This is a genomic window from Arenibacter sp. F26102 (assembly GCF_023015865.1).
Lineage (GTDB): Bacteria > Bacteroidota > Bacteroidia > Flavobacteriales > Flavobacteriaceae > Arenibacter.
The window spans coordinates 102217-117104 of record NZ_JALKBC010000014.1 but is presented as its reverse complement, the minus strand read 5'-3'; the positions used below and the strand labels follow the sequence as shown (position 1 = coordinate 117104).

The window sequence follows — 14888 nt, the reverse complement described above, 5'->3', positions numbered from 1 at the left end:
TTGAGCATCTATTTATTAAATAGTGTTAATAGAATCGTTAAAGTAAGTTAAATCTTATTTTTAAATGAAATCTTGTATTAAATTTGTACTCGTAAGGGGTGGTTCCCTTACAACTTTAAGTATTGGTTTTTCATAATTTAAAGTTTGGTTGGTTATTTAGGAAAAGCCCAGTTTTGCGACTGGGCTTTTTTTGTGGGCTTTTTTTTGGAACAAATTTTGTTTAAGTAATATCAAATAAAAGAATAGTAAAATCGTTTTTATTAATTTTACAACACTAAAGAGGTGTTATTTAGACTTTTGCAAAATATCAACCTAGCCAATTGCGTTTAATATATCCTCTTATGTTGACGGACGGGAAGTATTTCTGGCCTTAAGCAATAGATCAAATTTAAACAGATGAAGAAGATTTGCATTATACTGGTTTTAATTTTGGGATTTTCTATCAATTCCCAAGTTAAGCATTTGGAAAATGATGGGGGAGTTCATATGCCTGAAGATTCGGAAAATACATCAGCTTTTAAAATAGGGGAATGGTTAAAATTCAGAATACATTATGGATTCCTGAATGCCAGTTACGCTACACTGCAGGTAAAATCCCATAATTTGGACGGGGTTCCAGTCTATCATGTGGTAGGGAATGGTAAAACAACTGGTTTTGCCAGTATATTTTTTAAGGTAGACGACACCTATGAAAGTTATTTTGATAAAAAGGATGGACGGCCTTATAAGTTTATTAGAAAAATTGATGAAGGAGGATATACGAAGGATATTGAAGTGAATTTTGACCACAACAAGGATATTGCGGTACTAAACGATAAAAAAAAGGATAAAAAGTTTAATTTTACCATTCAAGAGGGTATTCAGGATTTAGTTTCGGCTTTTTATTTTCTCCGCAATAACTATAAAGTTGAAGAATTGGTAGAAGGGGAGTCTATTGAGTTAAACCTGCTTTATGACGATGATGGAGTATTTAAGTTTAAACTTAAATACCTGGGGATGGAGGTTTTAAGAACTAAATATGGTAAGGTTGAATGTTTAAGGTTTAGGCCTTATGTGCAATCTGGTAGAGTATTTAAGGAGCAGGAAAGTTTGTCACTTTGGGTATCCAATGACGGCAATAGAATACCCATTAGAATTCAGGCCGATTTGAGTGTTGGGTCTATAAAGGCGGATTTGGATGGCTACAACGGACTGAAGCATCAATTTAAAATAATAATGGATTAAAATGAATAAAGAGCATATTGATTCCCAGATTTCCAAACTAGAAGAAAAATACAAGGATTCTGGGCAAGACCTAAGCTCTTATTTGGATGGTCTTCTTTATCAGCGCTATCTAACCTATTGGGATTACATTCATTTGGATACCTTACTAAGTATCCAAGTGCCCAGGACACATTTCCCGGACGAGGAGATATTTATAATGTACCACCAGATTACCGAATTATATTTTAAACTTATCCTCCACGAACAAAAGCAAATTGTGGATGATAAGACACAGGATGTGGATTTTTTTATTGAAAAAGCCAACCGCATCAACAGTTACTACCAAGTTTTGATCTCTTCTTTCAGTGTTATGATCAAGGGAATGCAGCGCGAGCAGTTTATGCAGTACAGGATGGCATTGCTCCCTGCAAGTGGCTTTCAGTCCGCCCAATATAGGATGATAGAGCTTTATGCGACACCATTGGAGAACTTGGTGCATTTCTCCGAAAGGCATAATTTCTCTTCAGCAAATAGCATTGAGGATTTATATGAGCACATATATTGGAAAAAAGGAGCTACCGATGTTGTCACCGGAGAGAAAACCCTTACGCTTAAGCAATTCGAATACCGTTATACGCCAAGATTGATACGAATAGCCAACCAGGTGAAGAACAGTACTATATATCACAAATACCAACAATTACCACAGAACAGCAAGGATAATAAAACCTTGGTTGAAGCGTTAAAAGCTTTGGATATCAATGCCAACGTAAATTGGCCCTTGATGCACATGGGATCTGCATACCGTTACCTGACCAAGGACAATGCACAGATCGATGCCACTGGGGGAACAAATTGGAAGGAATATTTGCCTCCAAATTTCCAGAAAGTTGTATTTTTTCCGGAACTGTATACAAAACAAGAGTTAAATAATTGGGGAAAACAGTGGGTAGACCATATCTTTAACCCAGAAAAAGTATAAGATAACAATGCAAAAATATTGGGGCCTAGTTTTAAGTTTAGCTTTTATAATTTCCTGTAAGGAAGATAAACCTGCAACTCAGGAATTAGCAGAGGTGGTAACTATAGAGAAACCTGTAGTTGTTAAGGAGTTTGGGTTTAATATGGACGATTTTGAGGTCCTGCGCGATACCGTAAAAAATGGGGATAGCTTTGGGGAGTTAATGTTAAAGAATAGGGTAGATTATCCTAAAATTGCTAGAGTTTCGGAACACTTCAGGGATACTTTCGATGTGCGAAAAATAGTTGTGGGGAAACCTTATCTAATTTTAAAATCGAAGGATACTATTAATAATGCCCAGGTTTTTATTTATCAGAACGATCCCATTAACTATACTGTGGTCGATTTTAGAGACAGTGTTTCAGCCTATAGGAATAAACAAAAGGTTAAATATGTGCAGCGCGAAGCTTCCGGAATTATAGAATCGTCTTTGTCCGAAGCGATTTTGCAACAGGGCATAGATTACAACGTTACCAATAATTTATCTGAAATTTACGCATGGACCATCGATTTCTTCAGACTTCAGAAGGGTGATAGGTTCAAGGTAATCTACAAGGAAAAGTATATAAATGATACCATTTATGCTGGTGCTACGGGAATTGAAGCTGCTTATTTCGAACACAATGGGGAACCTTTTTACGCCTTCAACTTTGTGTCGGATTCTACCAAAAACATCAATGATTATTATGACGATCAAGCCAAAAATCTAAGACGTACTTTTTTACAGTCTCCAGTTCAATTCAGTAGAATATCCTCTAGGTATAATTTGAATAGAAGAATTGCCTATTATGGTTACAAGGTGAGGCCACATAAGGGAACAGATTATGCAGCTCCAATTGGGACGCCTATCTTGGCTACCGCCAACGGTACGGTAACAGAATCTACTAGAAGAGGTGGCAACGGTAAATATGTCAAGATTCAACACAATGGGACGTATAGCACACAATATCTTCATATGAAGAACCAGAAGGTTAGGAAAGGTGATTTTGTGAAACAGGGCGATGTTATAGGTTGGATAGGAATGACCGGCAATACAGGGGGTCCCCATGTATGTTATAGATTTTGGAAAAACGGGCAACAAGTAGATCCATTAAGGGAAAAATTACCTGCCGCAGAGCCTATAGCAGATAGCTTAAAAACAGATTACTTGGATTTTGTAGGGCCTAAGAAAAGTCAATTGGATTGTATTGAATATATAGAATTACCTGAAGAAGATTTGCTAACACTCAATTAATAAAATGGCCTTACAGAACACCGACCCGACCAAAACAGAAGCCTGGAAAAAACTTGCAGAACACTTTAAAGAAAATAAAAATAAAACCTTAAAGGAGTTATTTGCCCTAGATTCCGGTCGGGCAAAAAAACACAGTATTCGTTGGAACGACTTTTTGGTCGACTTTTCAAAGAATAGGATTACCCAAGAAACTTTAGATCTTCTTTTGCAGTTGGCCAATGAGGTTGGGTTAAAAGACGCAATTCAAAAGCAATTTCAAGGAGAAATAATAAATAATACAGAGGGTAGGGAAGTTCTTCACACGGCCCTAAGAGCAAAGAAATCGGATGTAATCAAAGTTGACGGGGTTAATATTGTTCCGGAGATTTATGAGGTAAAACAAAAATTAAAGTCATTCACGGATTCAATTATTTCTGGATCAAAAAAGGGGTATACCGGAAAGACTTTCACCGATGTGGTGAATATTGGTATTGGGGGTTCAGATCTTGGACCTGCCATGGTGGTCGAAGCCTTGAAATTTTATGGGAACCATTTAAAAATGCATTTTGTCAGCAATGTGGATGGGGATCATGTGTACGAAACCCTTAAAGAGTTGGATCCCGAAACTACATTGTTCGTAGTAGTATCCAAGACCTTTACAACACAGGAGACTTTGAGCAATGCTACCACCATAAAGAAGTGGTTTTTAAAGCACGCTACCCAAAAGGATGTGGCCAAGCATTTCGCTGCCGTATCTACCAATACAGAGAAAATATCGGAATTTGGAATAGTGCCGGAGAATGTGTTCCCCATGTGGGACTGGGTCGGCGGTAGGTTTTCATTGTGGAGCGCTGTTGGACTTTCTATTGCATTGGCAGTAGGTTATAAGAATTTTGATAATATGTTGGTTGGGGCCAATGAGATGGATGACCATTTTAAGACCGCCAATTTTTCGGAAAATATTCCTGTAACTTTAGCACTTATTAGTGTTTGGTACAATAATTTTTACGGTGCAGAGACCGAGGCTATTATTCCTTATACCCAGTATTTAAGTAGGTTTTCCGCCTATTTACAACAGGGTATCATGGAAAGCAATGGAAAAAGCGTGGATAGGAACGGAAATAAGGTAACCTATGAAACAGGTACCATAATCTGGGGTGAGCCAGGAACAAATTCACAGCATGCCTTTTTTCAATTGATACATCAAGGCACCAAATTGATCCCTACCGATTTTATTGGTTTTAAGGAATCTTTGCACGGAGATAAAGACCACCACAATAAATTAATGGCCAACTTTTTTGCTCAAACGGAGGCGCTTATGAATGGTAAGACTTCTGAAGAGGTCAGGAAGGAGTTGGAGGACAAAAAGGTAGCGGAAAAAGAAATTGCGGAAATATTGCCTTTCAAGGTCTTTGAGGGGAACAAACCTACCAATACCCTTTTTATTGATAAACTTACGCCCAAGAGCCTGGGGTCGCTTATAGCTATGTATGAACATAAAATTTACGTACAAGGAATTGTATGGAATATTTATAGTTATGATCAATGGGGTGTGGAATTGGGCAAACAATTGGCTACCGCTATCTTAAACGACATTGAGGGTTCGGAAATTGCGAATCATGATGCTTCTACGTTAAATCTTTTAGATTTATTTAAGAAATAAAAGACAATTTTGCCAATACTTGACAAATGGCAATAACGTCCTGTTTTTCAGAGTTTTTTTAGGTTTTTAATGTTAAATTCGCGCCGACTAATTTAACATTATGGTAATATATTGTTGTAAAAATTAACACACTTTTGCAGCGATTATTTAAAACTAATTAACTCTAAGAAAAATGAAAAAAAAGTACTTTGTTATTGCCGCATTTTTATTAACTGCAGTTGGGTTTGCCCAAGGAACTATTACCGGTTCGGTAGTGGATGGTGATTTTGGAGATCCCCTGCCTGGAGCTAATATTTTGGTTCAAGGGACCACAAATGGGGTTGCCGCAGACTTTGATGGTAACTTTACAATAGACGTAGTCCAAGGTTCGGGAACTTTGGTAATTTCCTATATTGGATTTATTAGTAAGAAAGTAAATTTCACCTCAATAGGCAATATTGGGACCATATCATTAAATCCTGACGCTCAGGAATTGGAAGGAGTGGTAATAGTTGGTTCAGGTATTATAGATTTGGCTGAGGATAGACAAACACCAATTGCTGTATCTACCATCAAGGCTAATGAAATAAGGGAAAAAACAGGAAATTGGGACCTTCCTGAGGTTTTAAAGTCGACCCCCTCAGTGCAAAATGTAAAAGGTGGTGGATTTGGAGATGGCCAAATGTTCTTAAGAGGATTTGATCAGACCAATACGGCTTTCTTGTTAAACGGGCAGCCCATTAATGGAATGGAAGATGGTAAAATGTACTGGTCCAACTGGTCGGGTGTTTTGGATATCGCCAATGCAATTCAGGTACAAAGGGGATTGGGGTCTTCCAAATTGGCCATTTCTTCTGTTGGAGGTACGGTGAACATAGTTACAAAAACATTGGATAAGCGTGAAGGCGGTTTTTTCCAAACTATGATCGGTAATGATAATTATATAAAGACCACTGGATATTATTCAACTGGTTTAATGGAAAATGGCTTGTCCGTTGCTGCAATGTTGGGGCACTGGCAAGGTGATGGTTATGTGGATAATACAGGAGGTCAAGGGCAAACCTACTTCCTTTCCTTTGGATATGTACCCAACGAGAATAATGTTTTCAACTTTATTTTAACGGGAGCCCCACAATGGCATGCTGCTGCCGGTTCAGATGACTTAAGGACTTTCCTGGATAATGGGAGAAAATATAATTCCTGGAATACAGACAACGTAAATAGCCCTAACACCTTAAATGGTGGAGCTTACCCTGGGGGTAGAAATATCTACCACAAGCCAGTGGCCAATTTAAGCTGGGATTTGACTTTTAATGATACGTCCTCTTTATCTACCGTTTTGTACGGGTCTATCGGTAGGGGTAGTTTTGCACAATTAATTACAGATAGAAATTCTGGAGATGCCCTTTACGCGAGAGGTTCAAATAACAATCATAACTGGTCAGGTCTAGTTTCTAACTTCAACAAAAAAATTAACGAAAATCTGGATTTTAATGTTGGTGCCGATGTACGTCTATACAAAGGAATACACTTTAGGGATGTAAGGGAGTTTATTGGGGTAAATTCCGTATCTGCTTCCAGTGTTTACAACGGAGGTGCCTATGAACTGACCAATGCCTATGGGGGTATCAATCCTTGGAATATAACTTTTAATCCAAATGATGATCATTCACAAAGATTTGGTTATGACTATGAGGAAGTAATTAACTATGCAGGTGTATTTGGCCAGCTGGAATATTCCAAAGATGCTTTTTCCGCTTTCTTTCAAGGATCGGCTTCCACTCAAAGCCATGTTAGAACGGAATTTTTAAATGCAGTCAACGAAGGACGGGCAGACGAATCTGAAAAAGTCAACAACCCAGGCTTTAACGTTAAGGCCGGTGTGGCCTATAACCTATCCGATCAACATGCAATTTTTGCCAATGCAGGTTACTACTCACGGCAGCCTTATCACAGTGATTTGTATATTGATGATAGAAATTCAAATGAATTGAATCCTTTGGCGACCGAAAATCAAAAAATTACTGGTTTGGAAGGTGGATATAAGTTTATGGGCGATATTTTATCTGCCAACTTGAACGTGTACTACACTATTTGGGACAATAGGATACAATATAGCTCCGATGACACCAATAATGATAATATAGTGGACGAGTTTACCCAAACCAGTCCATTAAAACAGGTACATTCCGGTGTGGAATTGGAAGTGTTTGCACGCCCTGCGGACGGATTGAATTTTCAGGGATTTGTATCTATTGGTAATTGGGAATATGATGGTAATGTTACTACTACCACCTCTGATGAAAATGGAAATATAATTTCTACAGGAGACCCGAGTTATATAGATGGTGTGAAAATTGGTCAGGCTGCGCAGTTTACTGCAGGTATTAGCGGGGATTATGAAATATTGCCCAGGTTTAAATTGGATGCCAACTGGAATCTATATGATAATTTATATGGTTCCACCCTTTTCGGGGATTCCGAATTTTCAACTGCCGATAATAGGGGGGCTATTAAATTACCTTCTTATGACACCATGGATGCCGGGCTTTCTTACCGTATGTTGGTTGGAAAGGAGAGCAATAAATCCATTCAGTTCCGTTTAAACATTAATAATGTCTTTGATGAGGTATATTTGGAAAGCTCTAGCGATAACACACATGTTGAGCCTGGAGATGACGTTTGGAACGGTGTAAATACAGATAACCGAGTTAGGTTTGGTTATGGTAGGACCTGGAACTTTAGTTTGCGTTATAACTTCTAAGTACCAATAGCAGTAAAAAATTATGACCCCGCTAAATAGCGGGGTTTTTTTATTCCCAAAAATCCTTACATTTATAAATTAAAACAAAATTATGGAAGATTACGGACTAGCACATCAATGGATACTCTCTTTACACTCTTTATTTGCCTATGTGGTATTGGCTGTATTATTTTTAGCGGTGGCCAACGGCATTTTGGGTTGGACGGGGAAAAAGGATTTCACCTTGAAGAAGGATTTTAGGATTAGCCTGTTTGCGCTCATTTTATCACACTTACAGCTCTTGGTGGGACTAGTACTATACTTTGTGTCTTCCAATGGGTTAAATGCCATTAAAACATTGGGAATGGGCGGGTTAAACTCTGCGTCCCGATTATTGGCCGTAGAGCATCCTTTTATCAATATTATTGCGCTTGTGTTCATTACCGTTGGTTGGTCCAAACACAAAAAAGTAATGGAAGGTAAGAGAAAGTTTAAGACCATTACCATTTTTTATGGTTTGGGATTAATTCTTATCCTAAGTAGAATTCCTTGGGGTCAATGGCTCAATTAAAAATGTTGCAAGTACTCTTTGCAGCACTCTAAACTGTATTAAGTGATGCCAGGAATGACCAGTGAAATTCAATTTTCCAGTATAAATCTTATCAAATTTAAAAATGAAAAATCTATTAGTTGTTATTTTGGCTTTTATGGCCTTACCTGTAGTGTCTCAGGAATTATCACTATTTAATGGAAAGGATCTTTCAGGATGGACGATCTATGGAACCGAAAAATGGTATGTGGAAGATGGACTACTAATATCTGAAAGTGGCCCGGACAAACAATACGGATATTTGGCCACGGATAAATATTATGATGATTTTGAACTAACCTTGGAGTTTAAACAGGAAGCCAATGGTAACAGTGGGGTATTTGTCAGGTCAACTATCGATGGCACCAAGGTTAGTGGTTGGCAGGTAGAAGTTGCGCCACCAGGGCACGATACAGGAGGGGTTTACGAGTCTTATGGTAGGGGTTGGCTAATAAAACCAGACCCTAAAAAAGATAAGATACTTAAGGAAGGTGAATGGAATACCATGAAAATAAAGCTTTCTGGAAGTAAATTAACTTCATGGCTCAATGGTACGGAAATGGTGAGCATTACCGATGATAAAATTGGTGAAGGTAAAGGGTCTATTGCACTACAAATCCATGATGGTGGAGGTATAAAGGTGAAATGGAGAAATATCAAAATCGCTTTACCGCAATAATTTACTGTTCAACTTCCTTAATTAGGTGGATGTAAACCGGAAAATGGTCGCTATATCCACCAATATAGTTCCCTCCGGCATACGTCCGTAAGGGATAACCTTTATATTGGCCTTTGTTATCAATGAGGTAGGCTGGTTTAAAGACTCCGGCCTTCCAGAAGTAGTACTGCTTCGGGACTTTTTCAACTATATTGGCTGTGAAATAGATTTGATCAAAAAGATTCCACCGATCTCTATAGGCCAATGATCCCACACCTTTTTTATAGAGCATTTCCATGGGGTTGAAAAGGTCGTTAGGTTCCAACCCAGCTACCTTTCCTTTGGTTTTTAATATATTCTTAAAACTATCGTTTATTGGGTCATCATTAAAATCACCCATACTGATAATTTTGGCTTCTGGATTCAATCTAGAAATGGAATCTATTATCTTCCTGTTTAATCTGGCTGCTGATATTCTATTGGGTTTACTTCGGGCTTCACCTCCGCTTCTGGAAGGCCAATGGTTAACAATTAAGTGTATTTCCTCCCCATCCATGAGTCCGCCAACGACCAATTGATCCCTAGTGTAATCGCGGAAATCTTCCTCCTTGGTGAGCATTAATCGTAGACTGCTAAATGACGATGGAATAAAGACAGCCTTTTTATATAACAGGGCAACATCAATTCCCCGCTCATCTGGGGACTCAAAATGTATTATTCCGTAGTCTTTTTCCCGTAAATTGGGATGATTGATGAGGTCCATTATTACCTCCCTATTTTCAATTTCACATAGGCCAATAATATCCGGTGAGGTTTGGGTAACAGGACTGCCTATTTCCGAAAGTACCTTGGACATATTGTCTATTTTTTGATGATAACGTTCCACGGTCCAATTGTCCTTTCCCGTTGGGGTACGATCGTCATCAAAAGTCAGGGAGTCGTTGACCGTATCAAATAAGTTCTCTAAATTGTAAAAAGCCACAGTCCTTATTTTATAGGTCTTACTTTGCTGTGCTATGGTACCGCTAATTACAAATAGTGACACAAATAATGTGAAGAGAATGCCCATAGTCTACATATTTGATTAGAATATTTAAAGAATAAATATTTATTTTCTGGAATAAATTAAGCATAAACTGTTAATTATTAATATATTAATGGTCATTTTGTTAAAATATTTCATCATTATCAATGAAAAGTGGTTTAGCAATATCTTTTTTTATACTAAATGGCATCTGGGGGTATGCACAGGAACACTACCGTGTTATGGGCATCGTAAAAGACATGGTATCCCAGGAAAATATTGTGTACTCTGAAATCGAAATTTTTGGATTTAGGCCTGTAAAACCAAATCCCATCGATGGAAAATTCAACCTTTCACCAATACCATCTGGAGATTATATATTAACTATCAATGCTCAAGATTATTTAAGTAAAAGAATGCCTATTTCCATAGGGAATCAAGATTTGGATATAGGAATTATTTATTTGGAACGGGATATCGCCCAAGAGAAAACCGATAACCTAATAACATTGACGGATTCCGATTTGTTGGAGGATGAAAGTATTTCAATGACATCGGGGATGTTACAGGCTACCAAAGATATTTTCCTCAATAGGGCAGCCTTCGATTTTGGGCAGGCATTTTTTCGTGTTCGTGGATATGGGTCGGAAAATGGCAGAATCCTTCTAAACGGTACACCAATGAACAAATTGGTGGATGGACGACCACAATGGAACAACTGGGGTGGTCTTAATGATGTAACGCGCAATCAGGTATTTACCCATGGATTACAGGCATCGGACTTTTCCTTTGGAGGTATTTTGGGGACAACCAATATTAGTACCAGGCCATCCGCTTTTAGGAAAGGTATGCGGTTATCCACTTCGGCTTCCAATAGAACATATGCCGGGCGACTTATGGCTACATATACTTCAGTAGTTCCACTAAAAGGAATTCATTATAGTGTTTCGGCCTCCAGAAGATGGGCAAAGGAAGGTTATATTGATGGAACTTTATACGACGCGTATTCCTTCTTTGGTGCTTTGGAATATCAATTAAACGATAAACACAGTATTGGTTTAACAAGTATTTTGGCTTCCAACCGCCGGGGAAGGTCTTCTGCCGTTACGGAGGAAGTTTTTCAGTTGGCCGGAAAACGGTATAATCCCTATTGGGGAAATCAAAATGGTAAAATTAGGAACTCCAGGGAAAGAAAAATTGTAGAGCCTATTTTCATGTTGAATCACTATTACAATTCTAAAAGTTTTAATCTAAATACTGGAATATCTTATCAGCTTGGATCTAACTCCAAAAGCAGATTGGGATATTACAACGCCCCTAACCCAGACCCAACCTATTACAGATATTTACCAAGTTTTTATATCAATAGTCCTATTGGCGCCAATTTTATAGGAGCCAATACGGCGAAGGAAGGATTTTTGGAGAATCCGCAGTTAAATTGGAACAACCTTTATAAGGCAAACACCAGTTTGTCTACCCAGGGTAAAGCGGTCTATATTGCTTATGAAGATACTTCAGAGGACCAACAGTTTAATGTTGCCACCATTGGGAATTACACCATTAATAATCATTTAAAATTGGATTTTGGAGGGTATTATACCAATTTGGATTCGGATAGTTATGCGGAAATAAACGATTTGTTAGGCGCGGATTACCATGTGGATATTGACCCTTTCTCCAATACAAAAAACGATTTGGACGGAAACTTAAATAAAACAGCTGGTAACCGATTCAACTATTTATATAATATTAAGGCCAGGGTATTTGATGTTTTTTCCCAATGGAGCGTAACATATCCTAGATGGGGCGGATTCTTAAGCGTAAATTATACCACTACCGATTACCGAAGGGATGGTAAATTTAAAAACGAACGCTTTTTGAATTCCTCTTTTGGAAAGGGTGAAAAGGTAGATTTCTCAAATTTTGGCACCAAAGGTGGGGTTACCTATAAATTTAACGGACGGCATTGGGTGGTTTTAAATGGGGCATATTTAAGGAAACCGCCAGTTTATCAGAATGTTTTTATAAACCCAAGAGAAAATAACCAATTGGTAAATAATATTCAAAGCGAAAAAATTACGACCACGGATTTTAACTATTTTCTAAGACTGCCTAATTTAACGGGACGGGTAACCGGCTATTATACGCGATTTCAGAATACCACTGATATTAATTTTTTCTTTGTGGATGCAGGGGTGGGCAGCGATTTTGTCCAAGAGGTTCTTACAGATTTGGACAAACTTCATCTAGGTACCGAATTGGGTTTGGAGTATCAACTGTCGTCCGCCGTTAAATTATCCATAGTGGCTGCGGTAGGGAAGTTTCTATATGCCAGCGATCCTTTGGTGTCCATAAATTTTGATACTGCAGGAGCAGAGGAGGATATACTTAACCCTTTAGGCAATATAGATTTGGGCATAGCCAAAATTAAGGACTACAAATTGGCACAGGGTCCACAGAAGGCATTTGCATTTGGCATGGAATATAGAGATCCCAAATATTGGTGGGTGAGCACTACTGCCAATTTCTTGGGGAACAATTACGCGGGTATTTCTACTATTACGAGGACACAAAGCTTTTATCTAGATCCTGAAACCGGCGTCCCATTTCCCAATGCTACCGATGAAAATGTAAAAAAACTGTTGTCCCAGAATAAATTGGACGATTTTTATTTATTGAATTTGGTAGGGGGTAAATCTTGGCTAAAAGGTGGTAGGTACATTAGTGTTTTTGCCAGCGTTAATAATGTTTTTGATGCTGTTTTTAGAACTGGGGGCTATGAACAAAGCAGGAATGGCAATTTTGGACAGTTGGAACAGGATAATTTAAGTGGCAACCCATCATTTGCGCCCAAATATTGGTACGGCTATGGACGTACCTATTTTATAAATTTTGCAATTAGTTTTTGATTTTTTCCTTTTAAATGGTTGAATAACAACAAATTGGTTGTATGGTAAGGTTAATTAATTTGTTCCCCGCATACGAAAAAGTTTAAATAATATAACAATGAACTTTAGGGTCAACAATATCATATGCATTGCTGCTATGCTGGCTTTATATCTCGCAATGGCCTGTGTTAAGGATAAGGATTTCGAGCCCCCCAAAGCCAATTGCCCATCGGATCTCACGGCCAATATTACTATGGCAGAGCTAAAAGCGTTTTATGTTGATGAGTTGATACAGATTCAGGAAGATTGGATTATTGAGGGTTATGTGGTATCGTCCGATCTAGCGGGCAATTTTTTTGGGACCCTTCACATACAGGACAGTCCAACGAACCCCACTCAAGGCTTGCAATTGGAAATTGACCTTAGGGATTCGCACTTATTTTATGAAGTTGGGTCAAAAATCCTATTAAAAACCAAGGGACTTTATTTGGGCATGAGTAGGGGGGCAATTAAATTGGGAGGTGTTTTTAGCGCTTTTGGAAACCCCTCTGTGGGGCGTTTGCCAGCCGCCATAGTAGGGAAGCATTTAATTGATTCATGTGATCCAACGCTTCCGCTGGAACCTACCAGCACATCTATAAGTGAGCTAAACGATTCAATGATCAGCACTTTGGTTCAGCTTAACAATATGGAAATTAAATTGGATGAAGTAGGGCAAACATTTGCTATAAAAGAGGAAGAAACCATACGAACATTAATCAATTGTGATGATTTGGAGCTTGAACTACTCAATAGTGGGTATTCAAGTTTTCAGGCCAATCCGTTGCCCGAAGGTAATGGTACCATAACTGGGATCTTAATAAAGGATAATAAGGATTATCAATTGGTAATTAGGGATGTTTCGGATATGGACTTTACCTCCATGCGTTGTAAGGATTTGGTTGATGAATTTACTTCAACTAAAATTTTTATTTCCGAATTGGCCGATCCTGATAACAACGCTGGAGCAAGGTTTGTGGAGCTTTATAACTCAGATTCTGAATTACTGGATTTAAAGGGCTGGACAATTAAGAGATACACCAACGCCAATACTGAGGCAAGTTCTACCATTAATTTGTCTGGCTTTGTGGTTGAGGGGAATAGTACCTTTGTTGTTTCGCCCAATGCTTTGGAATTCGAGTTGGTTTATGGCTTCCCGCCAGATCATAGTGTTTCAACAAATAGTCCGGCAGATTCCAATGGGGATGATAATTTGCAATTGATGGACCCTTTTGGGAACGTAATAGACAGTTTTGGTGTTGTGGGCGAAGATGGTTCAGGTACGAACCACGAATTTGAGGATGGCAGAGCCGTAAGGAATGAAAATGTCACTGCGGCCAACCCAATATTTTCATTTGGTGAATGGACATTATTTAACGACACCGGTGAGGCGGGGACCATTAATCGGCCACAAATTGCTCCGGAAGATTTTAATCCGGGAATCCGTTGATCTTATTGCATCCCAATATCCGATAATAATTTAACCAGATCTTTTTTGAAAATGGGCTTAACAATGTAGTTATTGACCATGCTAAAGCTTTTGGCCTTTAGGAAATCACGGGGATCTATGGAGGAACTAATTATAAAAATGGTTACTTCATCCGAGTTGGAATTGGGAATCTTAACAAAATCTTCCAAAAATTCCCAGCCATCCATTATGGGCATATTTATGTCCAATAAAATAATGGAAGGTAGTTTTTTTCCTTCTTCGGTCATTTCTGTTAAACCATCCAAAGCTTCCTGTCCATTGGTATAAACCACAACATGGTCACAAAAGTCGATATCCTTCATGGACTTTTTTATCCCGAAAACAGAAATAGGATCATCATCTATAATACAACCTTTCTTGAACCTTCCCATCTTGTTAT

At 38.4% G+C, this 14888-nt stretch carries 11 protein-coding genes; 9 read left to right on the top strand and 2 right to left on the bottom strand.

Going from position 1 to position 14888, the window contains the following annotated elements:
- Nucleotides 1-396 precede the first annotated feature (396 nt).
- The 7 genes from MWU78_RS17600 (at nucleotide 397) to MWU78_RS17570 (ending at nucleotide 9090) form a co-directional block, all read left to right on the top strand.
- On the top strand, nucleotides 397-1224 hold the full coding sequence (locus tag MWU78_RS17600) for a DUF3108 domain-containing protein (protein WP_247000158.1): 828 nt from the start codon (nucleotides 397-399) through the stop codon (nucleotides 1222-1224).
- 1 nt (nucleotide 1225) lies between these two features.
- Nucleotides 1226-2185, top strand: a complete 960-nt coding sequence (locus tag MWU78_RS17595; protein ID WP_247000156.1) for a tryptophan 2,3-dioxygenase family protein — start codon at nucleotides 1226-1228, stop codon at nucleotides 2183-2185.
- 7 nt (nucleotides 2186-2192) lie between these two features.
- Entirely contained in the window at nucleotides 2193-3458 is a 1266-nt protein-coding gene (locus MWU78_RS17590; protein WP_247000154.1) for a peptidoglycan DD-metalloendopeptidase family protein, read from the top strand.
- 4 nt (nucleotides 3459-3462) lie between these two features.
- On the top strand, nucleotides 3463-5100 hold the full coding sequence (gene pgi, locus MWU78_RS17585) for a glucose-6-phosphate isomerase (protein WP_247000153.1): 1638 nt from the start codon (nucleotides 3463-3465) through the stop codon (nucleotides 5098-5100).
- Nucleotides 5101-5272: 172 nt separating this feature from the next.
- The gene (locus MWU78_RS17580) at nucleotides 5273-7843 is read left to right on the top strand and encodes a TonB-dependent receptor (protein WP_247000151.1); all 2571 of its coding nucleotides are present in this window, start codon (nucleotides 5273-5275) and stop codon (nucleotides 7841-7843) included.
- A 91-nt stretch (nucleotides 7844-7934) separates the two neighbouring features.
- Nucleotides 7935-8393 carry a hypothetical protein gene (locus tag MWU78_RS17575; protein ID WP_247000149.1) on the top strand — a complete coding sequence of 153 codons (459 nt, stop codon included), beginning with the start codon at nucleotides 7935-7937 and terminating at the stop codon, nucleotides 8391-8393.
- 103 nt (nucleotides 8394-8496) lie between these two features.
- Nucleotides 8497-9090 (top strand): DUF1080 domain-containing protein, encoded by a 594-nt coding sequence (locus MWU78_RS17570; RefSeq protein WP_247000147.1) that lies wholly within the window; start codon nucleotides 8497-8499, stop codon nucleotides 9088-9090.
- Between the two features lies 1 nt (nucleotide 9091).
- Here the strand turns inward: MWU78_RS17570 and MWU78_RS17565 are convergent, their stop codons facing one another.
- On the bottom strand, nucleotides 9092-10138 hold the full coding sequence (locus MWU78_RS17565; protein ID WP_247000145.1) for an endonuclease/exonuclease/phosphatase family protein: 1047 nt from the start codon (nucleotides 10136-10138) through the stop codon (nucleotides 9092-9094).
- Between the two features lie 122 nt (nucleotides 10139-10260).
- On the opposite strand from MWU78_RS17565, the gene MWU78_RS17560 reads away from it, so the two are divergent.
- Nucleotides 10261-13002 carry a TonB-dependent receptor gene (locus tag MWU78_RS17560; RefSeq protein WP_247000144.1) on the top strand — a complete coding sequence of 914 codons (2742 nt, stop codon included), beginning with the start codon at nucleotides 10261-10263 and terminating at the stop codon, nucleotides 13000-13002.
- 97 nt (nucleotides 13003-13099) lie between these two features.
- A complete protein-coding gene (locus tag MWU78_RS17555) occupies nucleotides 13100-14470 on the top strand; it encodes a DUF5689 domain-containing protein (RefSeq protein WP_247000142.1) in 1371 nt (456 codons plus the stop codon).
- 2 nt (nucleotides 14471-14472) lie between these two features.
- Here MWU78_RS17555 and MWU78_RS17550 read toward each other — a convergent pair whose 3' ends face one another.
- Nucleotides 14473-14880 carry a response regulator gene (locus tag MWU78_RS17550; RefSeq protein ID WP_247000138.1) on the bottom strand — a complete coding sequence of 136 codons (408 nt, stop codon included), beginning with the start codon at nucleotides 14878-14880 and terminating at the stop codon, nucleotides 14473-14475.
- Between the last annotated feature and the right edge of the window lie 8 nt (nucleotides 14881-14888).

What these genes read in the sequence shown, in the direction of transcription:
- MWU78_RS17600 (WP_247000158.1), top strand. Translation starts at nt 397, where the DNA reads ATGAAGAAGATTTGCATTATACTGGTTTTAATTTTGGGATTTTCTATC.
- MWU78_RS17595 (WP_247000156.1), top strand. Translation starts at nt 1,226, where the DNA reads ATGAATAAAGAGCATATTGATTCCCAGATTTCCAAACTAGAAGAAAAA.
- MWU78_RS17590 (WP_247000154.1), top strand. Translation starts at nt 2,193, where the DNA reads ATGCAAAAATATTGGGGCCTAGTTTTAAGTTTAGCTTTTATAATTTCC.
- pgi (WP_247000153.1), top strand. Translation starts at nt 3,463, where the DNA reads ATGGCCTTACAGAACACCGACCCGACCAAAACAGAAGCCTGGAAAAAA.
- MWU78_RS17580 (WP_247000151.1), top strand. Translation starts at nt 5,273, where the DNA reads ATGAAAAAAAAGTACTTTGTTATTGCCGCATTTTTATTAACTGCAGTT.
- MWU78_RS17575 (WP_247000149.1), top strand. Translation starts at nt 7,935, where the DNA reads ATGGAAGATTACGGACTAGCACATCAATGGATACTCTCTTTACACTCT.
- MWU78_RS17570 (WP_247000147.1), top strand. Translation starts at nt 8,497, where the DNA reads ATGAAAAATCTATTAGTTGTTATTTTGGCTTTTATGGCCTTACCTGTA.
- MWU78_RS17565 (WP_247000145.1), bottom strand. Translation starts at nt 10,138, where the DNA reads ATGGGCATTCTCTTCACATTATTTGTGTCACTATTTGTAATTAGCGGT.
- MWU78_RS17560 (WP_247000144.1), top strand. Translation starts at nt 10,261, where the DNA reads ATGAAAAGTGGTTTAGCAATATCTTTTTTTATACTAAATGGCATCTGG.
- MWU78_RS17555 (WP_247000142.1), top strand. Translation starts at nt 13,100, where the DNA reads ATGAACTTTAGGGTCAACAATATCATATGCATTGCTGCTATGCTGGCT.
- MWU78_RS17550 (WP_247000138.1), bottom strand. Translation starts at nt 14,880, where the DNA reads ATGGGAAGGTTCAAGAAAGGTTGTATTATAGATGATGATCCTATTTCT.